This window comes from Amycolatopsis orientalis DSM 40040 = KCTC 9412 (assembly GCF_000478275.1).
Classification (GTDB): Bacteria; Actinomycetota; Actinomycetes; order Mycobacteriales; family Pseudonocardiaceae; genus Amycolatopsis; species Amycolatopsis orientalis.
In genome coordinates, this window is sequence record NZ_ASJB01000083.1 from 519,890 (window position 1) to 540,360 (window position 20,471).

The 20,471-nt window shown below is 69.0% G+C and carries 19 protein-coding genes; 12 read left to right on the forward strand and 7 right to left on the reverse strand.

Annotation, left to right across the window (positions count from 1 at the left end):
• Positions 1-6: 6 nt before the first annotated feature.
• A complete protein-coding gene (locus L324_RS33670) occupies positions 7-1,629 on the reverse strand; it encodes an alkaline phosphatase D family protein (RefSeq protein WP_438938472.1) in 1,623 nt (540 codons plus the stop codon).
• Between the two features lie 116 nt (positions 1,630-1,745).
• On the opposite strand from L324_RS33670, the gene L324_RS33675 reads away from it, so the two are divergent.
• The 3 genes from L324_RS33675 (at position 1,746) to otsB (ending at position 7,411) form a co-directional block, all read left to right on the forward strand.
• Complete coding sequence (locus L324_RS33675; RefSeq protein ID WP_037318215.1) at positions 1,746-3,311, forward strand: threonine/serine exporter family protein; 1,566 nt, start codon at positions 1,746-1,748, stop codon at positions 3,309-3,311.
• Positions 3,312-3,392: 81 nt separating this feature from the next.
• Entirely contained in the window at positions 3,393-4,844 is a 1,452-nt protein-coding gene (locus L324_RS33680; RefSeq protein WP_037318217.1) for an alpha,alpha-trehalose-phosphate synthase (UDP-forming), read from the forward strand.
• A gap of 38 nt (positions 4,845-4,882) precedes the next feature.
• Positions 4,883-7,411 carry a trehalose-phosphatase gene (gene otsB, locus L324_RS33685; protein ID WP_037318219.1) on the forward strand — a complete coding sequence of 843 codons (2,529 nt, stop codon included), beginning with the start codon at positions 4,883-4,885 and terminating at the stop codon, positions 7,409-7,411.
• 64 nt (positions 7,412-7,475) lie between these two features.
• Here otsB and L324_RS33690 read toward each other — a convergent pair whose 3' ends face one another.
• The 4 genes from L324_RS33690 to L324_RS33705 all read right to left on the reverse strand — a co-directional run bounded on the left by L324_RS33690 (position 7,476) and on the right by L324_RS33705 (position 11,036).
• On the reverse strand, positions 7,476-7,748 hold the full coding sequence (locus L324_RS33690) for a MoaD/ThiS family protein (RefSeq protein ID WP_152547074.1): 273 nt from the start codon (positions 7,746-7,748) through the stop codon (positions 7,476-7,478).
• Entirely contained in the window at positions 7,749-8,801 is a 1,053-nt protein-coding gene (locus L324_RS33695; protein ID WP_037318221.1) for a sialidase family protein, read from the reverse strand.
• 495 nt (positions 8,802-9,296) lie between these two features.
• On the reverse strand, positions 9,297-10,253 hold the full coding sequence (locus L324_RS33700) for a glycoside hydrolase family 6 protein (protein ID WP_037318223.1): 957 nt from the start codon (positions 10,251-10,253) through the stop codon (positions 9,297-9,299).
• Between the two features lie 117 nt (positions 10,254-10,370).
• Positions 10,371-11,036 (reverse strand): C39 family peptidase, encoded by a 666-nt coding sequence (locus tag L324_RS33705; protein ID WP_037318225.1) that lies wholly within the window; start codon positions 11,034-11,036, stop codon positions 10,371-10,373.
• Between the two features lie 164 nt (positions 11,037-11,200).
• On the opposite strand from L324_RS33705, the gene L324_RS33710 reads away from it, so the two are divergent.
• On the forward strand, positions 11,201-11,842 hold the full coding sequence (locus L324_RS33710) for an RNA polymerase sigma factor (protein WP_037318227.1): 642 nt from the start codon (positions 11,201-11,203) through the stop codon (positions 11,840-11,842).
• Positions 11,829-12,986 carry a CU044_5270 family protein gene (locus L324_RS33715; RefSeq protein WP_081736549.1) on the forward strand — a complete coding sequence of 386 codons (1,158 nt, stop codon included), beginning with the start codon at positions 11,829-11,831 and terminating at the stop codon, positions 12,984-12,986. The genes L324_RS33710 and L324_RS33715 overlap by 14 nt, the downstream gene beginning before the upstream one ends.
• On the opposite strand, the gene radA is transcribed toward L324_RS33715, so the two are convergent.
• Both radA and L324_RS33725 read right to left on the reverse strand, forming a co-directional pair.
• Positions 12,983-14,341 carry a DNA repair protein RadA gene (radA, locus tag L324_RS33720; RefSeq protein ID WP_037318229.1) on the reverse strand — a complete coding sequence of 453 codons (1,359 nt, stop codon included), beginning with the start codon at positions 14,339-14,341 and terminating at the stop codon, positions 12,983-12,985. The two genes, L324_RS33715 and radA, sit on opposite strands and share 4 nt — an antisense overlap.
• 138 nt (positions 14,342-14,479) lie before the next feature.
• Positions 14,480-15,241 carry a copper chaperone PCu(A)C gene (locus tag L324_RS33725; RefSeq protein WP_037318907.1) on the reverse strand — a complete coding sequence of 254 codons (762 nt, stop codon included), beginning with the start codon at positions 15,239-15,241 and terminating at the stop codon, positions 14,480-14,482.
• A 297-nt stretch (positions 15,242-15,538) separates the two neighbouring features.
• Here L324_RS33725 and L324_RS33730 point away from each other — a divergent pair, with 297 nt between their 5' ends.
• The 7 genes from L324_RS33730 to cysS all read left to right on the forward strand — a co-directional run bounded on the left by L324_RS33730 (position 15,539) and on the right by cysS (position 20,453).
• A complete protein-coding gene (locus L324_RS33730; RefSeq protein ID WP_005165253.1) occupies positions 15,539-16,030 on the forward strand; it encodes a CarD family transcriptional regulator in 492 nt (163 codons plus the stop codon).
• Positions 16,031-16,089: 59 nt separating this feature from the next.
• Positions 16,090-16,740, forward strand: coding sequence for an IspD/TarI family cytidylyltransferase (locus L324_RS33735; protein ID WP_235783722.1), 651 nt, complete (start codon positions 16,090-16,092; stop codon positions 16,738-16,740).
• A 169-nt stretch (positions 16,741-16,909) separates the two neighbouring features.
• Entirely contained in the window at positions 16,910-17,380 is a 471-nt protein-coding gene (ispF, locus tag L324_RS33740; RefSeq protein WP_037318231.1) for a 2-C-methyl-D-erythritol 2,4-cyclodiphosphate synthase, read from the forward strand.
• 28 nt (positions 17,381-17,408) lie between these two features.
• A complete protein-coding gene (locus tag L324_RS33745) occupies positions 17,409-17,804 on the forward strand; it encodes a PPOX class F420-dependent oxidoreductase (protein ID WP_037318233.1) in 396 nt (131 codons plus the stop codon).
• Between the two features lie 13 nt (positions 17,805-17,817).
• A complete protein-coding gene (locus L324_RS33750) occupies positions 17,818-18,213 on the forward strand; it encodes a PPOX class F420-dependent oxidoreductase (protein ID WP_037318235.1) in 396 nt (131 codons plus the stop codon).
• 115 nt (positions 18,214-18,328) lie between these two features.
• On the forward strand, positions 18,329-19,015 hold the full coding sequence (locus L324_RS33755; protein ID WP_037318911.1) for an HAD family hydrolase: 687 nt from the start codon (positions 18,329-18,331) through the stop codon (positions 19,013-19,015).
• Positions 19,016-19,061: 46 nt separating this feature from the next.
• Positions 19,062-20,453: a cysteine--tRNA ligase gene (gene cysS, locus L324_RS33760; protein ID WP_037318237.1), complete on the forward strand. Its 1,392-nt coding sequence runs from the start codon at positions 19,062-19,064 to the stop codon at positions 20,451-20,453.
• Positions 20,454-20,471 lie beyond the last annotated feature (18 nt).

Below are 20,471 nucleotides of genomic sequence, written 5' to 3' on the forward strand. Positions count from 1 at the left end.
GCCCGCTCAGCCGTTCGCAGGCCACACCCAGGGCTCCCCGGCCACCGTCCGGAAGCCGTGCGCGAACGTCACGGCGGTCGCCGGATCGCGGCGGTCGGCGACGTAGTACCAGTTCATCCGGACGGCGTCCGGCGTCACTTCGAGGACGCCGGGGCCGTGCGAGTCGAGTTCCACGAAGCGAACGTGCGGGTTCAGCGCGCGGATCGCGGCCTCGACCTGGAGTGAGCCGGTCCGCGGCGGGACGCCGAGTTGCTCGTCGATGTTGTCCGAGGTGACCGACGGGCAGACGAACTCGACCGCGACGCTCGTCCCGTCCCGCGGCACGTCGTTCGCCCACGACGAGTGGACGTCGCCGGTCAGGAACACCGTGTTGCCCCGCCCCCGCGCCGCGACGGCGTCCAGCACGCGGCGGCGGTCGGCGGTGTAGCCGTCCCACTGGTCGGTGTTCACCGTGGTCGGCTGGCCGTCGAGCAGTCGGCCGAGCGCGAGTTTCTCGCGAGAGGGCAGCGCGGGGATCTTGAGCGGCGTGACCATCACGGAGTTCCCGATCAGGTTCCACGACGCCGTGCCGTGCGCAATACCTTCGAGGAACCACTGCCGCTGGTCGGCGCCGAGGATCGTGCCCTCCGGGTCCTCGGCGGAGCCGGGCTCGGGCTGCCGGGTCCGGTAGGTCCGCAGGTCCAGCATGGTCAGGTCGGCCAGCTTCCCGAACTTCAGCCGCCGGAACAGCCGGTCGCCCCGATGCCGCACCGGCATCCATTCGAAGTACGCCTGATGCGCCGCCCGCATCCGGTCGAGCCAGTCGCCCTCGGTCGCCGGATCGTGCGACGGCGACCCGCCGGACCAGGCGTTGTCCGCCGCCTCGTGGTCGTCCCAGGTGGCGATCATCGGATGGCGGGCGTGCAGCCGCCGGAGGTGATCGTCCGTCTTGTACATCGCGTGGCGCTGCCGGTAATCCGAAAGGGTGGTCAACTCGTGGGGTGGCAGCGAGGGCCGGAGATCACCCGCGGGATTGGGAGCACCCTCGTAGAGGTAGTCACCCAGGTGGATGAAGGCGTCAAGATCGTCACGGCCGGCCAGGTAGCCGTAGGGGGCGAAGTGACCGACAGCCCAGTTCGCGCACGAGACCACACCGAACCGCAGTCGCGCGACGTCCTCGTCGTGCGCGGGCGCGGTGCGCGTCCGCCCGATCGGCGAGGTCCGGCCCCGCGCGGTGAACCGGTAGAAGTACGCGGTCGACGCGCACAGCCCGCCGGCCGTCACCTTCACCGTGTGGTCACGTTCCGGGCCGGTCCGGACATGACCGCGAGCGACGACGTCGGTGAATCCGGCGTCCCCGGCCACCTCCCACCGGACGTCCACCGGTGGTCCCACGCCGGACCCCGGGGTGGCGTCCGCCGAGGGGGTGACCCGGGTCCAGAGGAGTACCGAATCGGGCATCGGGTCACCCGAAGCGACACCGTGGGCGAAAACCGGGGCCTCCGCCCCGGTAGATGCCCCCGAAAGGGTTAATGTCGCCGCCGTTCCGGCCGCGGTGACACCGGCTGCGCGAAGCATCGAACGCCTGGTCAAGGAAGGCCCCATGGCATGCAGTGTGCCGTAAACAGACGAAGCCGCGACGATCTTCATCGGACGTGGCGGACGCCACTTCGGGTTACCTGCAACGGTCGGGCCACCGGCCCCGATGGTCCTCGGGAAAGTCCTTTGACGAGACCTACGGACCAGAGTGAGGAGGTGGATCGATCATGAAGATCAACGAGCACACCAAGGGGGCCCAGCGCGGCAAACGCGGACTCGACAGGAACCAGGACGAAACACCCGAACGTGGCGAATGGCTGCTGGAAGCGCCGCGGCAGCGTGACGGTGAGCGATCGAACCACCAGGCGCGCTCGCACCGGCCGAACCTGCTGCGCCGCCGCGCCTGGCAGATCCTCGAAGCCCCGACGGCGGAACAGCCCGTCGTCGACGGCGCCGAGACGATGGGCCCGAAGCCGCCCGACGACACGACGGTCAACTTCGTCCTGGACCTCGCCCTGCGCATCGGCGAGGTCCAGATGTCGAGCGGCGCCGGCGCCTCCGACGTCACGGCGACGATCATCGCGCTGACCTCCGCGCTCGGCCTCCCGCACTGCGAGGTCGACGTGATCTTCACGTCGATCACGGTGACCTGCCACCGCGGCACCGACATGGCGCCGGTGACGGCGCTGCGCGTGGTCCGTTCGCGCAGTCTCGACTACACGCGGCTCACCCAGACGGAGATCCTGGTCCGCAAGATCGTCCGCGGGAACATCGGCGCCGAAGAGGCGCAGCAGGAACTCCAGCGGATCACGACCGCGCCGCATCCGTACCCCCGCTGGGTGGCCACGGCCGCCTGGGGCGGGCTCGCCGGGTTCATCACCCTGATCCTCGGCGGCAGCCTCGACGTCGCGCTGGTCGCGATGGTGATCAGCGCGGTCATCGACCGGCTCGGCCGGTTCCTCAACCGCTTCGCGCTGCCGTTCTTCTTCCAGCAGGTGGTCGGCGGCCTGGTCGCGACGCTGTCCGCGATGGCGATAGTCAGCAGCGACCTGCTCACCACGGACAAACCGACGCTGGTCGTCGCCGCGGCCGTCACGGTGCTGCTGTCCGGGCTCTCCACCGTTTCCGCCGTGCAGGACGCCATCACCGGCTACAGCGTGACGGCGGCCGGGCGCACGATGGAGACCGCGCTGATGAGTGCCGGGCTGATCGCCGGGGTGGTGCTGGCGCTGAAGATCGCGCTGCTGCTCGGCCTGCCGCGGACGCCGCTGCCGGAGGTCCTCTCCTCGACGCCGCAACAACTCCCGCTCATCGTGATCGGCAGCATCGGCGCGGCCGGCTGCTTCGCGCTCGCCTCGTACTCGACGCTGCGCGCGATGCTCGTCGCGTCGGCGGCCGGGGCGATCGGCGGCGCGGTGTACGGCGCACTGATGCTCACCGACTTCCAGGCCGTCAGTTCGTCCGCCATCGCCGCCACCCTGGTGGGCTTCTGCGGTGGCGTACTCGCGAGGCGGCTCAAGGTCACACCGCTCGTGGTGGCTGTGTCCGGCATCACTCCGCTGCTTCCCGGCCTGTCCACCTATCGTGGTCTATACCAATTGGGCGTCGAGCCCGGCGGGGACATCTCCACGCTGATGACCGCGGTCGCCATCGGGCTTGCCCTGGCAGCGGGCGTGGTACTCGGTGAATACCTGGCGCAGCCGGTGCGCACGGGGCTGGGCAGGCTCGAACGGAAGCTCGCCGGGCCGCGGATGGCGGGTCCGATGGAACCCGCCGAACGACGCTTGGAGTGATCGCGCGACGACCGGCCGTCGCCTCGGCGCGCGATAGGGTTTCCGCTTAGGGCAGCGACCCGCGATTCGAGGGAGCGGCTGGTGGACGAAGTGATTGCTGAGACGGGCAGAACGAATTCCGCGGACTTCGTCGTCGTGGCGAACCGGCTCCCGGTGGACCTTGAACGGACCGCCGACGGGAGCAGGCGCTGGACGGCGAGCCCCGGCGGGCTGGTGTCTGCGCTCGAACCTTTCCTGCGCTCCCGCAAGGGCGCCTGGGTCGGCTGGCCGGGTGTGCCCGACGTCGAGGTCGAAGAGTTCGACGACGACGGCCTGGTCCTGCACCCGGTCTCCCTGACGTCGGACGACGTCCGCGACTACTACGAGGGCTTCTCGAACGCCACGCTCTGGCCGCTGTACCACGATGTGGTGGCCAGGCCGGTGTTCGACCGGAGCTGGTGGGAGTCCTACGTCCGGGTGAACCGGCGCTTCGCCGAGGCGAGCGCGCGGGTCGCCGCCGAGGGCGCGACCGTGTGGATCCAGGACTACCAGCTGCAGCTGGTCCCGGCGATGCTCCGCGAACTGCGGCCGGATCTCCGGATCGGGTTCTTCCTGCACATCCCGTTTCCCCCGGTCGAGTTGTTCATGCAGATGCCGTGGCGGACCGAGATCGTCCGCGGCCTGGTCGGCGCCGACCTCGTCGGTTTCCACCGGCCGGGTGGCGCGCAGAACTTCCTCTGGCTGGCCCGCCAGCTGGCCGGTCTCGAATCCAGCCGCGGCGCGGTCGGTATCCGCACCCGCCCCGGCCTGATGCAGGTCGGCGACCGCACGGTGCGGGTCGGCGCGTTCCCGATCTCCATCGACGCCATCGGCCTGGACAAACTCGCCAAGACCAAGGGCGTCGCCGAACGCGCCGCCCAGCTGCGGCGCGATCTCGGCAACCCGAAGAAGGTCCTGCTCGGCGTCGACAGGCTCGACTACACGAAGGGCATCGACCTGCGGCTGCAGGCGCTGCACGAGTTGCTGCACGAAGGCCGGGTGCGCCCGGAGGACGTCACGTTCGTCCAGCTGGCCACGCCGAGCCGCGAACGGGTGGAGCACTACCAGCGGATGCGCGGCGACATCGAGCAGATGGTCGGCAGGATCAACGGCGAATTCGCCCGCGTGGGTCACCCGGTCGTGCATTATCTGCACCAGTCCGTGGACCGCACGGAGCTGGCCGCCTTCTTCTCGGCGGCCGACGTCATGGTGGTCACTCCCCTGCGTGACGGGATGAACCTCGTCTGCAAGGAGTACGTCGCCTGCCGCCACGACCTCGGCGGCTCGCTCGTGCTGTCCGAGTTCGCCGGCGCGGCGGCGGAGCTGACCAGTGCTCTCCTGGTCAACCCGCATGACCTGGACGGGGTGAAGAACGCCTTGGAGACTGCCATTACGCTCGACCCCGCAGAGGGCCGCCGCCGCATGCGCGCCATGCGCCGTCAGGTCCTCACGCATGACGTCGACCGCTGGGCGCGCTCGTTCCTCCAGGCGCTCGGTGCCGAACCGGCCGACTGAAGCACTCCCATCCCCGCATAGTTCCCGAGGAGAAATCGTTGACCGCCGAGGCACTGCCCGCCGAGCTGCGGCGCGCGATCGTCCAGGTCGCGCGCACTCCGCGGCTGCTGGTCGCCTGCGACTACGACGGCACGCTGGCTCCGATCACGGCCAACCCGGACGAAGCCCGGCCGCTGCCCGAATCGGTAGGCGCACTCAGGTCGCTGGCCGGCCTGCACGAGACGACCACCGCCGTCATCTCCGGCCGCGCGTTGCGTGATCTCGCCACCCTGTCCCGTCTCCCGGCCGAGGTGAACCTGGTCGGCAGCCACGGATCCGAGTTCGACATCGGCTTCATCCACGCGCTCGACGACAAGGCCCGCGAGCTGCACAGACGGCTCGAGGCCGAGCTGGAGAACCTGGTACTCGACGTACCGGGCGTCTCGCTCGAGGTCAAACCCGCCAGCATCGCGGTGCACGTCCGCCGCGCCGAACACGAGGCGGGCCGCCGCGTCCTGCGCGATGTCCACAATGGACCTTCGAGGTGGGAGGGCGTCTCCACGACGGACGGCAAGGAGGTCGTCGAGCTCGCGGTCGTCCAGACGGACAAGGGCCGCGCGCTGGACACCCTGCGCCACCAGGTCGGCGCGACCGCGGCGATCTTCCTCGGCGACGACGTCACCGACGAGAAGGCGTTCGCCCGGATCTCCGGCCCGGACCTCGGCGTGAAGGTCGGCGAAGGCGAAAGCCTCGCGCAGTACCGGGTTCCGGACACCGTCGACGTCGCGCTCGTGCTCGCCTTCCTGCTCGAAGAACGCCGGAACTGGCTCTACGGCGAGCAGGCCCCGCCGATCGAGCGGCTTTCCATGCTGGCCAACGAACGTTCGGTCGCGCTGGTCACGCCGGACGCCCGGCTGACCTGGCTGTGCCACCCCGGCCCCGACGCGCCCGCGATCTTCGCGGACCTGCTCGGCGGCCCCGGCGCCGGCCACTTCTCGATCAAACCGCACCGCAACGGCCTGCCGCTCGGGCAGCGCTACCTGCCGAACACCATGACGGTGGAGACCCGCTGGTCGCGGCTGCTCGTCACCGACTACATCGAGCCGGAGAGCCCGGCGCACCGCACGGATCTCGTCCGGGTGATCTCGGGCGAAGCGGCGGCGGAGATCGTGTTCGCGCCGCGGCCCGAATTCGGCGGTGTGCCGGTGACCCTGCTCGCCCAGGGCGACGGGATCCTGGTGCAGGGCACCTCGGAGCCGTTCGCGCTGCGTTCGCCGGGCGTGGAGTGGGAGATCACCTCCGACGGGATGAACGACACCGCGACGGCACTGGTGACGCCCTCCCCGGAGAACCCGGTCGTGCTCGAACTGCGGTGCGGCACCACCGATCTCGGACCGCACGAACTGTCCGAAGTGGAGCGCCGGACCCGGGCTGGTGACTACTGGAGCACCTGGGCGCGGACGCTCAAGCTGCCCAGCGTGCAGACCGACCTCGTCGGCCGCTCCGCGCTCACCCTGCGCGGCCTGGTCAACACCGACACCGGCGGCGTGCTCGCGGCGGCGACGTCGTCGCTGCCGGAGGAGATCGGCGGCGTCCGCAACTGGGACTACCGCTACTGCTGGATCCGCGACGCGGCCATGACCGTGCGCGAACTGGTCCACCTCGGCTCGATCGAGGAGGCCGAAGGCTACCTGCGGTGGCTGCACGGTGTGCTGTCCACTTTGGCCGGTCCGGAACGGCTGCACCCGCTGTACACCTTGGCGGGCAGCGTGATCGGCGCCGAGGCGGTCATCGAGTCGCTGCCCGGGTACGCCGGTTCGCGGCCCGTCCGCGTCGGCAACCTGGCGAACCACCAGGTGCAACTGGACGTCTTCGGCCCCGTCGTCGAACTCGTGCAGACGCTGGCCGAGGCGCGCGGCGAACTACGCGACGAGGACTGGCAGATGGTGCGCGCGATGGCCGAGGCCGTCACGCGGCGCTGGAACGAGCCGGACCACGGCATCTGGGAGGAGCGGCACGTGCCGCGCCACCGGGTGTACTCGCGGGTGATGTGCTGGGTGACCATCGACAGGGCGATCAAACTGGGCGAGGTCTACGGCCGTCAGGTCCCGGGCGCGTGGCCGTCGCTGCGTGACGAGATCGCCGCGGACGTGCTGGAGAAGGGCTGGAACGAAGAGGTCCAGGCCTTCACCACCGCCTACGACGGCACCGACCTCGACGCCGCGTCGCTGTTCGTCGGGCTGACCGGGCTGATCGACCCGGCCGACCCGCGGTTCCAGTCGACGGTCACCGCGATCGAGGCGGAACTGCGCAGTGGGTCCACTGTGTACCGTTACCGCCGCGACGACGGTCTTCCCGGCGGCGAGGGCGGCTTCCACATCTGCGCGGCCTGGCTCATCGAGGCGTACCTGCTCACCGGGCGGCGCACCGAGGCCGAGGAACTGTTCACGCAGATCGTCGACGCCGCCGGTCCGACCGGCCTGCTGCCGGAGCAGTTCGACCCGATCGCGGAACGCTCGCTGGGCAACCACCCGCAGGCGTACTCGCACATCGGGCTGATCCGCTGCGCGAACCTGCTTTCCCGGTAACCCTCACGTGTCATAAGGGGTCCCCCTAGGACGAAAATCGTCCTAGGGGGACCCCTTATGACACTCAGCCGCCGGCGACGGACGGGATGATCTGCACCTCCTTCGCCCCGTCGAGCGTGGTCTTGGCACCGTCGAGACGGCGGCATTCCTCACCGTCCACATAGAAGTTCACGTACCGCCGCAACGCGCCGGTCTCGTTCCGCAGACGGCGTTCCAGCGCGGGGAACTCGACACCGAGCGAATCCAGGACGGCGTCGAGTGTCGGGGCGTCGACCTCGAAAGTCCCCTCGCCGCCCGCGAGCGGCCGCAGCATCGCGGGCAACAGGACCCGGACCACCTAGACCACCTGGGCCCGCACGCACAGCACGTCGGGGAGATGCGCGGCCACCGGATGCCAGGTGTCGCCCTCGTCCGGACTCGCCCACACTTCACCGGACCGCGTGCCGAAGTAGATCCCCGCCTCCTGATCGACGCACATCCCGTCCCGGAGCACGCCCGCGTAGAAACCCTTGTCCGGCAAGCCGTTTCCGAGTCCGGTCCAGGTCCCGCCCGCGTCCTCGCTGCGGTAGACGCGGCAGCGGCCGTCCGGCGGGAAACGGAGAACGTCGGCCACCAAAGGGAAGTTGTAGACGGTGTCCGGTTCGGTGGGATGGACGACCATGGCGAACCCGAAGTCGTTCGGCAGGCCGTCCGCGATCGACGTCCACGTCCTCGCGTCGTCGTCACTGCGGTAGACACCGCCGTGGTTCTGCAGGAAGAACCGCTCGGGCCGGGACGGGGACATGGCGACCTTGTGCACGCACTGGCCGAATTCCGGCTCCTCGTCCGGCAGGAAACCCGCGCTGATGCCGCGATTCGACGCCGTCCAGCTCTTGCCGCCGTCTTCGGTGCGGTAGACCCCGCCGGTCGACATGGCGACCGTGATCCGCCCCGGATCGGTGGGATGCGGCAGGATCGTGTGGATCATCTGGCCACCGCCGCCGGGAGTCCAGTGTGGACGGTGCTCGTGATCCCACAGCCCGCGCACGAGTTCGAAGGTCTCGCCGCCGTCCTCGGAGCGGAACAGCGCGGAGGGCTCCGCGCCCGCGTAGACGACGTCACCGGAGACCACGAGCTGCCAGATGCCTTCGAGCGCGGTGCCGGTGTCGGCGGGGAAGGCCACCGGGGCGTGGTCGGGCTCCGACCAGGTCTCCCCGAAGTCGCCGGACGTCGCGATCGACGGGCCGAAATGCTCGTTGACCGCCGCGGCGTAGACCCGGGACGGCGTCAGTGCGAGCGCCCGGACGGCCTCCATCGGGAACTTCGGGGTGGACAGTTCCCAGTTCAGACGGTCCTCGCTGCGGGCGAGGAACAAGCCCTTCCTGGTCCCGATCCCCAGCTGGAACTCCACGACGGCGTCCTCCTCGGTCGATGCTGTGACTCAGGTCACCCCGCACCGTACTACCGGAAGCGCGTGAAGGCCCCCTTCGCTGACGCCCGTGGGTTTCGAGTGTGGAGGATTTGGGACGTTGAACGTCCCAAATCCTCCACGCTCGAGCCCCCCGTTGATGAAGGAATGGGGACACTCAACGCCCCAATTCCTTCATCGTCGGCCGGGATAGCGCAGTGAAGGGGGCTTCACGTACTTCCCTGACCGAGTCGGCAGGCACCGCCACGCTGCGGACCACTCCACTACCCGTCCGACCGCGGCCACAGCCCCTACCAGGGCGAACGTGTCGGAAGTCCGTGAAGGCCTCCTTCCCTACCCTGAAGGTAGGCAAGGAGGCCTTCACGGACCTGGAAATGGAGGCGTCGCGCCGGCTGCTGTCCAAGGGGTCGCGACCTTCGCCTTCTCGGGAGAACGAAAGTCACAGACGAACAGCCGGCGCGACGGGCTTGCGGGGTGTCAGGTCCCGTTGATCAGGCGCAGGGCCAGGTCGGGGCTGAACGTTCCGGCTTCGACGTTCGGCGCGATGCCGCATTTGCCGTCGGAGTCGCCGGGGACCTTGACCCAGAGCAGCATCTCGGCGCCGCCGCCGGTCTGCGAGGTCACCCCGAGCTTGCGCCCGGCCGGGTTGCACCACTCGGAGCCCAGCGGGCCGTTGCCGTTGCGGCTGGTGTCGATCACGAACGGCTTGGTGTAGCCGTACTTGCTCGACAGCGCCGCGCTGACGGCCTTGCCGTAGTTCGCCGAGTCGGTGGTGGTCTTGTAGTTCGACACGTTGATCGCGAGGCCGCGGATCGACTTCACGCCGGCGGCGTTGAGCCGGTCGGCCATGGTGGCGGCGGGGATCCAGGTCGAGTTGCCGCCGTCCATGTACGCCCAGGTGTTCGGGGCTTTCGAGGCGAACTGCTCCGCGGCGTACCTGAGCAGGTCGAGGCGGGTCTGGCGCTCACCGGTCGGCAGACAGTCCACCTGCGCGAGGGCGTCCGGCTCGATGACGACGACCGCGGGCTTGCCACCGATGCCTGCGGCGAAGTTCGAGATCCAGCTCCGGTACGCGTCCGGGCTGCCGGCGCCGCCGCCGGAGTGCCCACCGCAGTCCCGGCCGGGGATGTTGTAGGCGACCAGGATCGGCAGCTTGTCGACCACGTCGGCGGCGTAGGTGTAGCCGTCGACGGCGGACTTGATGTCCCCGCTCCAGTTGCCGAACCAGCGTGCGCCCGCCTTGGTGGCGATGGCGGCCCTGATCTGGTCGGCGGTGCCGCCCGGGTGGTTCTTCACCCAGACCGCGGGATTGGAGTTCGGGTCGGTGTAGAAGCCGTTGGTCTTCTCAAGGGGGTTGCCGTCGGCGGCCTGGGCCGGGGCGGCGATGAGGGCCAGCAGCGAGGCGGCCAGCAGACCGAGCGTCTTGATGCGCATACCCATCAGGATCGGACCCTCCCGTACAAAATACGTACAACCCCACCCATTTAGTCCTCTGGTTGCGACCATTCCGCGTGCAAGTTACGCAACCAGAGGACTAAATGCGTCCGGGGATCAGGCCGAGTAGCCCTTCGGCGGGATCAGGGTGGCGAGCTGGTTGAAGGTGAGCCAGTAGATCTGGTTACCGCCGAAGTTGGCCGGGTCGGCGATCTTCACGGTCATGTTGTCGGCGTTGTATCCGATGACCGTGAAGTAGTGGTAGATCGTGTAGTTCGGGTAGCCCGGCGGGTGGTTGTTCGCCGGGGCGACGATGTTCGCGACGATCGCGTAGCCGTTGTTGATGTCCAGCACGATGTCGCGCCACAGGAGGTCACGCTGCGCCTGGGTCGGCGGGTCGTTCGGCATCTCCTTGGTCTCGTACCAGCCGCCCGCGACGTGGTTGTTGAGGACGCGGGTCACCTGGCCGATCCAGTCGGTGCCGTTGGTGGTGGTCGGCAGCTCGTTCGCGAGCTGCTGCTGGCTCGGCGGATTGCCGTTCTTGGCGGAGATGGCGATCCGGGTGGCGGCCGGGCCGCACCAGTAGCCGGTCTGCTGGATCTGGTACTGGATGTTGAGCTCCGCGGCCGCCCTGACACCCTCGACCTTGGCGGGCGCGGGCATCGCTTTCACGAAGTCGGGCGCGGGTACGACATATCCGTCTTGAGCGACGGCCACCGCCGGGGCGGTGATCAGTGCGGACGCCGCAAGCGCGGTGACGACCGCGGTCCTGAGTCGACGCATGGTAATCCTTCCCCAGTTCCGATACTCGTTGGTGAATATCGAATAGACCGATATTCGCGTTCTTCGCGGCTTTTGTCTTGACCTCCACCTGGGCTTTCACCGATCGGCCCACGACGAAAGTAGGGTCGGATGAACGCTCGAGGGGACATCGGGCAAGAGGGATCGTGCAGGTGATGAACAAAGATCTCGGCCAGCCCGGCTCCCGGGGGCCGGACCGGCCGGATCTCGGCGGTCCCGACCCCGCGCCGGTCTTCGGCATGCTCTTCGACGCCCACGCGGCCCCGCTGCAGCGTTATCTCGCGCGCCGCGTCGGCACCGATACCGCGCACGACCTCGTCGCCGAGACGTTCCTGGTGGCGCTCCGGCGGCGGGAGACGTACCGCCCCGAGGCCGGGACGGCGCGGGCGTGGCTCTACGGCATCGCGACGAACCTGCTCCGGCACCACGTCCGCACCGAGACCCGCGCGCTCAACGCGACGGCGCGGCTCGCGGCCGCCGATCAGGTGGTCTCGGCCGGGCACGACGGCCGCGTCGCCGAGCGGGTCGACGCGCAGCTCCGCGCGGCCCAGCTGGCGGGCGCGCTCGCCGAACTGAGCGTGGCCGACCGTGACACCCTGCTGCTGGTCTCCTGGGCGGGTCTGGAGCCGGGCGAAGTCGCCGAGGCGCTGGGAATTCCGCCTGGAACGGTCCGGTCCCGGCTGCACCGGATACGAAGATGGTTGCGCGCCAACGCGCCGGAGCTGAAATCGGAGTCCACAGAGGACAAGGCAAGTGGAGAAGAGGTGCGCGAAAGTGGACGACGGTAGCGTCAGGAAGGTGTGGTCCGAGGCCGAGCTCGACGAGGCGCTGGCCGATCTCCACGCCGAACCCGAAGTCCGGCAGGACGAACTGTCCGGCGCCAGGGCCGCACTCCTGCGCGCCGCAGGCGAGGTCGAGGTCGAGGACGAACTCGTCCCGGTGGCGGTGCCCCCGGCAAAAAAACGGCCGGGCTCGTGGCGATGGATCGCCGCCGCGGCCGCGGCGGCACTGGTGTCCGGCGGGGGGATCGTGGCGACGAACGCCTTCACCGGCGGCGACGGCCCGGACCCCGCGGCCCACTCGATCACCGCCCCGGGCGATGACGTCCTCGACGCCCTCCGCGGCGACGACTTCCCCCTTCGCGTGAACCAGTACCGGCTCGTCACGGAGTCCACCTGGACAACACACGTCACCAAATCCGGGCTGGTGTACCAGACCCACGAGATCACCGAGCGCTGGCTTTCGCCGCATACCTTGAACCTCGCCAAGAAACGGGTCACCACGACCGGCGAGATCCGCTGGATCAAGGGCGACTACCAGTCGGCGCAGAGCCTGGGAGAGGCGCTGCCTGGCCCGTCGTCTTCGATCGGCGTGGACGAGATCCCGTCGCCGGCCACCACGACGTCGCAGGCGCCCCCGACGACGACAACGACCGGTCCACCGCCGCCCGTCCCGCCCCAGACGCGCCTGCGACCCGAAAGCGGGTGGACGAACCCCACCGTGGAATTCCTCGCGGACCTGCCCACCGACCCGGTGAAGATGGCCGAGCGGCTCGTCCGGGACAGCACCCGCCGGGACGACCGGACGCCGGAGCGACCGGACGCGGCACAGGAGATGTTCCGGATGGCCTTCACCGTCCTCCGCTCTTCCCAGGGCTTCGGCGCCCAGCGGGTGGCGCTGTGCAAGGCGCTCGCGCGCATACCGGGCATCGCCACGGAGAGCACGGTCACCGACGGACGGCCCGCGTTGTCCTTTTCGGTCATGTCGCCGGACCAGACCCGCACCTTCATCGTCGACATGGCGACGGCGGCCGTCGTCCGCAACCGTGCCGTCCGAGCCCGCGGCGACAAGGAATGGCCGGGGCTGACCTTGTTCGACACGACGATCTCGGTCGTGATCACCGACGCGGGCGGTCCGCCGGGCGGGCCCTAGCGGGCGTGTTTGGCGGCGTTGAGCGCGCTGCCGACGTCGGACACTTCGAGTACCCGGATCCCCGGCGGGATCTTGCCGGAGTCCGGCGGCACCAGCGCGTAGGTGAAGCCGAGCCGGGCGGCCTCCGCGAGCCGCCGCCCGACGCTCGGCACCCGCCGGACCTCACCGGACAGCCCGACCTCGCCCATCGCGACGAGTTTGGGTGAGAGCGGGGTGTCCCGCGCCGACGAGATCAGGGCGAGCACCACCGCCAGGTCGATCCCCGGCTCGGTGATCTTCATGCCGCCGACCGTCGCCACGTAGACGTCCTTGTCGCCGACCTTGATGTTCGCCCGCTTCTCGACCACGGCCAGCACCATCGCGACCCGCGCCGAATCGAGGCCGCTCACCGCTCGCCGGGGCTGCGGTGACTGGGTCGCCGACACCAGAGCCTGCACCTCCCCCAGCAGCGGCCGCTTGCCCTCCATGGTCACCGTGACCGCGGTGCCCGCGACCGGCTCGGCGGTGTGGCTCAGGAACAGTCCCGACGGGTCGGGCACGCCCACGATGCCCTCTTCGACCAGCTCGAAGCAGCCGATCTCGTCGGCGGCGCCGAAGCGGTTCTTGATCCCGCGCAGCATCCGCAGTGTCGAATGCTTGTCGCCCTCGAACTGCAGGACGACGTCGACCAGATGCTCCAGTACCCGCGGCCCGGCTACCGAACCGTCCTTCGTCACGTGACCGACCAGCACGATCGGCAGCCCGCGCTCCTTGGCCAGCGCGACCAGCCCGGAGGTGACCGCGCGGACCTGGGTGACCCCGCCCGGCGCGCCCTCCACCTGAGGCGAGGCCATGGTCTGGACCGAGTCGACGATCAGCACGCCAGGTTTGACGGCGTCGACATGGCCCAGGATCGCGGAGAGATCGCTCTCGGCCGCGAGGAACATCTCGTCGTGGACGTTGCCGGTGCGCTCGGCGCGCAACCGCACCTGGCCCGCCGACTCCTCACCGGTGACGTACAGCGCGCGGCCCGCGGTGGCCGCCCACTGGTAGGCGACCTCCAGCAGCAGTGTCGACTTGCCGACCCCGGGCTCGCCCGCGAGCAGGATGACCGCGCCCGGCACGAATCCGCCGCCGAGCACCCTGTCCAGTTCGGAGACGCCGGTGGGCTTGGCGCGAGCCGTCTCGACGTCGACCTCGCCGATCGGGCGCGCCGGGGCGCTGGGCGCGCCGGCGGCGACCCTGGCTATCGCGGGGCGGGCGTCACCGCGTTCCTCGATGGTTCCCCATGCCTGACATTCGGGGCAGCGTCCGACCCACTTCGCCGCTTCGTACCCGCATTCACCGCAGCGGTAGGTGCTGCCCTTCTTGACCACTCCGCGAGGCTAGCGGGCACCACCGACAAACCCCGGCACCGACGGGCTGAAGGGGCCCTTCACCGCATCTGACGCAGCGAAAGGGCCCTTCACCGCGTGAGATGCGGCGAAGGGCCCTTTCGGCTCAGCTTTGGAGGACTAGTGCCCGCCGCCCTCGGCCTTGGGCTTCTCGGGCGCCGGCGCCCGGCTGCCCGGGTGCGACGGCGCCGCGATCGGCAGGTCCAGGGTGATCGAACCGGAGTTCTTGAAGACGAACGTGACCTTGATCGTCTGGCCCGCCCACACCGGCTGCTTCAGACCCTGCAGCACGACCGTGGCCTTGCCCACCTGGTCCGGCGCGTTGGACGGCTCCGGGCCGACGGTCGGCGTGACCGTCCCGGCGGCACTCGACGACGGGGCGCCGGACTGGCTGCTCGACGGAGCACCCGAAGAAGACGGGGCACCCGAAGAAGACGGGGCACCCGAAGAAGACGGCGCGCCCGAAGACGGCGGCGCGGAGGAGGCGCTGGTCGGAGCGACCTCCTTCGTCGACTCGACCGCGTCGGACGGGCCGATCACGAGCGCGTGGCTCGAGACGATGGCCTTGGCCCCGGAGATCTTGGCGTCACCGGTGGCGACGTCGGAGGTCACCGAGACGAGTTCGTCGTCCTGCTTGCCCTGGTTCACGATGGTCAGCGTCAGCGGCACGGCGGAGCCGGCGGGGTACGCCTGGCCTTCCTCCGGGAACTGGAGCGCGGCGTTCCGCAGCACCAGGTCCTTCGCCTGTGCGTACGTCCCGTTGACCGCGGGCTGCTGCGAGTCGGTCTGGGTGATCTGACCAGCACCGCAGCCGGCGAGCACGAGCGCGGCGCCGAGCGCCAGCACACCTGCGCCGAACACGCGACGATTCTGCAGCCTCACGTCGGAGTCCTTCCATCTCACGGCCTCTTCACCGCGAAGACTAGCCGGGCGGCTTCCCGGCCGGAGAACCCGGTGCGTGTTGGCACCCCACCAATGCGGTGACTTGCCCAAGATCAACCGTCCACAAAGGATTTGGAAACCGTTCGCTTCTCACCTGCATGAGCATGGGCGAATTGGGTTTGTCAACCCCCGGGCGGGCCACCGTCAGGCCGCTGACCTGCGACGACGATCGCGGGCCGCTAGGTGGGCCTCGTCGGCACGTGCTAAGATGAATTCAGCGAAAGGGGCAGAGGACACATGGTTTTCAAGGTCGGAGAGACCGTCGTCTACCCGCACCACGGTGCCGCACTCATCGAAGCCATCGAGACCCGCGTGATCAAGGGCGAGGAGAAGAAGTACCTCGTCCTCAAAGTCGCGCAAGGGGATCTTACGGTTCGCGTGCCCGCTGACAACGCCGAGATCGTCGGCGTTCGTGATGTCGTCGGGCAAGAGGGACTGGACAAGGTTTTCGACGTTCTGCGTGCTCCGCACACCGAAGAGCCCACTAACTGGTCTCGTCGGTACAAGGCCAACCTCGAGAAACTCGCCTCCGGCGATGTGAACAAGGTGGCCGAAGTGGTGCGCGACCTCTGGCGGCGAGAGAAGGACCGCGGACTTTCAGCCGGTGAGAAGCGCATGCTGGCGAAGGCGCGGCAAATTCTGGTCAGCGAGCTGGCGCTCGCGGAGGGCACCGACGAGGACAAGGCTGAAGTCCTCCTCGACGAAGTTCTGGAAACCGCGGCAGTCTGAACCGGCGGGTGTCCCACGCCAGGTGAGGCTGCGCGGGATACCTCTACGATCGCGCACATATGAGCACCGACCATATGAGCACGATCGTGTTCGTCACTGCCGTTCATCACCATGCCTCCGACGCGGAGCTCGCTCTCGCGCCGGTCAATGGTGAAGCATTACTCACGCACACCGTGCGGGGGCTGCTCGCTATGCCGGATCTCGATCTGGTGGTCGTAGCGGCCCCCGAGCGGTGTGCTCATTTGTTTGAGGCCGCTTTGCCCGGCTTCCCAGCGCGTTGCCGGATAGTACCCGGCCCGTCACTCCGGCATGTTTTCGACACCGTCGAAAAAGAGATCGCCGGAAATCCCGTCTTCCTCGTACACGACGCTTTGCGGGCATTCACTCCCGCGGACACGGTCCGTGCCGTCGCGGACGCGGTGCGTGCGGGATCGCCTTTCGTGGTTCCCGTGCTGCCGATGGCGGACACCGTGAAGGTGACCGACGCGGCGAAGGTGATCACGGGCACCGAAGACCGGGCATATCTGCGCACGGCGCAGACGCCCCTCGGCTTCACTCGTGAGACTTTTCTCTCTTATGTCGACAAACCGTCTCTCGACGGGGGGTACACCGTCGCCGGTCATCCCGATGCGATGCGCGTCACCAACTCGTTCGAACTGAAACTGGCCGAAGCGATCGCCGTGGCCGGGGACCGAGAAGAAACCCTGTGATCCACTCGCGCCGCGGCATCCGAGTGGGCCGAAGAGCGCGCGTACGGCCGCGAGGCCCCGCTATCGCGGCGGCAGGGCGCCTCTCCCGGTTCCCGAGGAAAGTCACTAACGTGCGCCCTGGCGACGCGATCGCGGTCGCGCGCGAAAACGCGAAGAAAGAGGAAACCCTGTGAGGATCGGGAACGGCGTCGACGTCCACCCCATCGAAGCCGGCCGCGAATGCTGGATCGCCGGTCTCCTCTGGCCCGGCGTCGACGGCTGCGCCGGACATTCCGACGGCGACGTCGCCGCGCACGCGCTGTGCGACGCGCTCCTGTCCGCGGCCGGGCTCGGCGATCTCGGCGCGGTGTTCGGCACCGGGGATCCGAAGTGGGCGGGCAAGCACGGCGTCGAGTTCCTCGCCGAGGCGCGACGGCTGGTCGAGGCGGGCGGCTGGACCGTGGGGAACGCGACCGTCCAGATCGTGGGCAACGCGCCGCGCGTCGGGAAGCGCCGCGAAGAGGCGCAGAAGGTGCTGAGCGAGGCCGTCGGCGGACCGGTGAGCGTCTCCGGGACGACGACCGACGGGCTCGGCCTGACCGGACGCGGTGAAGGCATCGCGGCCTTCGCGACGGCGTTGCTCCTGCCCTCGCAGGAATAGGCCGCGCCGGGCGCCGGTTCGGCCTGTCATGGCAGTCACACTTCCCGAACCGGTCCGCGAACTGGTGGACGGCAAGAACTTCGCGACCGTGGCCACGCTGGACGCCGACGGCGGCCCGCAGACCTCGGTCGTCTGGGTGGGCCTCGACGGCGGCGATCTGGTCTTCAGCGCCACCGAAGACCGGCTGAAGGTGCGGAACCTCCGGCGCGATCCGCGCGCGAGCGTGTCCATCACCGACGCGGAGAACCCGTACCGGCACACGCAACTGCGCGGCACGGTGACGATCACCCCGGACCCCGGCAAGGAGCTCCCGAAGACGTTGAGCCACAAGTACCTCGGCCAGGATCCGCCGCCGGAGGGTTCGGAGGTCGAGCGGGTGATCGTCCGCCTGCGGGTCGACAGGATCGCCGGGAACGTTCGTTGATTAGGCTCTCGCCATGGGTGTGACCTTCAACGACGCGACCAAGAAACTCCTCGACGGCAACAACTTCCCCGTCCTCGCCACCATCAACGCCGACGGCTCCGCGCAGACCTCCGTGCTGTGGGCGAAGCGGGACGGCGACACGGTGATCTTCGCGACCGTGCGCGGCCGTCTCAAGGAACGGAACATGGCCAGGGACCCGCGGGTGTCCGTGTCGGTCTTCGACCACGAGAACCCGTACAACTACGTCGAGATCCGCGGGACCGTGGAGATGACCGACGAGGGCGGGCGCGAGCTGATCAACGAGCTGTCGCACAAGTACCTCGGCAAGGACTACCCCGACGAGCCCGCGGAGGTCGTCCGCGTACTGGTCCGGATCACGCCCACCAAGATCACCGGCAACGCCGCCTGACGCTGAGACGCGCGCCAAGAAAGGTCCTTTCCTGGCAAATTTTGCAAGGAAAGGACCTTTCATCTCACACGCGACGAGAGGCGAAGGTCCCCCGATCGTGGTTAATGTGGGCTTCGTGACCTTTCGCGCTGTGTTGTTCGACTTCTCCGGCACGATCTTCCGGCTCGAGCAGGACGAGACCTGGCTCGCCGACCTCACCGATCACGAGGGGGAACGGCTCGACATCGAGGCCCAGACCGAACTGATGCGCCGGATGACCGCGCCGGTCGGCCAGGTCGTCGATCTCGACGAGGAGCATCTGCACGCCTGGAACCACCGCGACCGCGACCCGGTGCTGCACCGCAAGGTGTACCTCGAGGTCCTCAAGCAGTCCGGTGTCCCGCACACCGACCAGGCCGTCGCGCTCTACACGCGACTGATCGATCCCAGCCAGTGGACGCCGTACCCGGACACCGAAGCCGTCCTCAAGGGTGTCTCCGGCAAGGGTGTGAAGCTCGGGGTGCTGAGCAACATCGCCTTCGACATCCGGCCGGCCTTCAGCCGCCGCGGTTGGGACGCCTTCGTCGACGAGTTCGTCCTGTCCTTCGAGGTCGGAGCGGTGAAGCCGGAGCCGGAGATCTTCCGGCACGCCGTCGAGCGGCTCGGCGTCGACCCGGCGGAAACGCTCATGGTCGGCGACAGCGAGGAGGCCGACGGCGCCGCACGCGAGATCGGCTGCGCGTTCGCGCTGGTAGAGCCGCTGCCGACGACCGAGCGGACGGACGCCCTGCTCACCGTCATGCGTACTCATAACGTGCTGTAATACGGTCACTGCGACACCGCTCACGCCGACCCCGTACCCTTTTAGGGTGGCACTACACCTCTATGACACGGCGACCCGGAGCGTGCGGGAATTCCACCCCGCCCGTAGCGGAACGGCGTCCATGTACGTGTGTGGTGCCACCGTGCAGGGCATCCCGCATATCGGCCACGTCCGCGGCGCGCTGAACTACGACGTTCTCCGCCGGTGGCTCGTCCACAGTGGACTCGACGTGCTGATGGTCCGCAACGTCACCGACATCGACGACAAGATCCTGACCAAGGCCGCGGACGCGGATCGACCCTGGTGGGAGTGGGCGGCCACGCACGAGCGCGCCTTCGAGTCGGCCTACGAGTCGCTGGGCTGCCTGCCGCCTTCGATCGCCCCCCGGGCGACAGGGCATGTAACGCAGATGGTCGAGCTGATGCAGCGGCTGATCGACGGCGGGCACGCCTACGCCTCGGGTGGCGACGTGTACTTCTCGGTCAAGGCGTTCGACGGCTACGGCGATCTCTCCGGACAGAAGCTCGACGAGGTCGTTCAGGGCGAGAGCCTCGGCGAAGGCAAGCGCGACCCGCGCGACTTCACCCTGTGGAAGGCCGCGAAGCCGGGCGAGCCGTCGTGGCCGACGCCGTGGGGTTCCGGCCGTCCCGGCTGGCACCTCGAATGCTCGGCGATGGCGACGTCCTATCTCGGCGCGGAGTTCGACATCCACGGTGGCGGCATCGACCTGGTGTTCCCGCACCACGAGAACGAGCGGGCGCAGTCCAACGCGGCCGGTGACCCGTTCGCGCGGTTCTGGCTGCACAACGCCTGGGTGACCCTGTCCGGCGAGAAGATGTCGAAATCGCTGGGTAACACGGTCTCGATCCCGGAGATGCTCAAGAACTACCGGGCGCCCGAGCTGCGGTACTACCTGGTCCAGCCGCACTACCGGTCGACGATCGAGTACTCCGACGGAGCACTCACCGAGGCCGCGCAGGGCTACCGGCGGATCGAGCAGTTCCTCCGCCGCACCGCGGGCATCGCGAGCGCGGTCCCCCTCGGCGAGATCCCGGCGGAGTTCGCCGCGGCGCTCGACGACGACCTCGCCACCCCGCACGCGTTCGCAGTGCTGCACAACACGGTCCGCGACGGTAACGCCGCCCTCGACGCGGCCGACAATTCCAAAGCACTCGAAATCGCCGCCTCCGTGCGTGCGATGACCGACGTGCTCGGCCTCGACCCGCTCTCCGCGCGCTGGTCCGAGGCGGGCGGCAATGAGACGCCCACCCGGCAGGCGCTGTCCGAACTCGTGGAAGGGCTGCTCGCCGAACGGCAGCAGGCCCGCGCCGAGAAGGACTTCGCCCGTGCGGACGCCGCGCGTGACCGCCTCCAGCAGGCGGGCATCGTGGTGGAAGACACTCCGAACGGTCCACAGTGGACCGTCAAGGAAGTCTGACACTTACTCGGTTTCTAG

Excerpts from the sequence above, each read along its gene's own strand:
- L324_RS33670 (WP_438938472.1), bottom strand. The coding sequence starts at position 1,629 with ATGAAGATCGTCGCGGCTTCGTCTGTTTACGGCACACTGCATGCCATG.
- L324_RS33675 (WP_037318215.1), top strand. The coding sequence starts at position 1,746 with ATGAAGATCAACGAGCACACCAAGGGGGCCCAGCGCGGCAAACGCGGA.
- L324_RS33700 (WP_037318223.1), bottom strand. The coding sequence starts at position 10,253 with ATGCGCATCAAGACGCTCGGTCTGCTGGCCGCCTCGCTGCTGGCCCTC.
- L324_RS33705 (WP_037318225.1), bottom strand. The coding sequence starts at position 11,036 with ATGCGTCGACTCAGGACCGCGGTCGTCACCGCGCTTGCGGCGTCCGCA.
- L324_RS33730 (WP_005165253.1), top strand. The coding sequence starts at position 15,539 with ATGGTTTTCAAGGTCGGAGAGACCGTCGTCTACCCGCACCACGGTGCC.
- L324_RS33735 (WP_235783722.1), top strand. The coding sequence starts at position 16,090 with ATGAGCACCGACCATATGAGCACGATCGTGTTCGTCACTGCCGTTCAT.
- L324_RS33745 (WP_037318233.1), top strand. The coding sequence starts at position 17,409 with ATGGCAGTCACACTTCCCGAACCGGTCCGCGAACTGGTGGACGGCAAG.
- L324_RS33750 (WP_037318235.1), top strand. The coding sequence starts at position 17,818 with ATGGGTGTGACCTTCAACGACGCGACCAAGAAACTCCTCGACGGCAAC.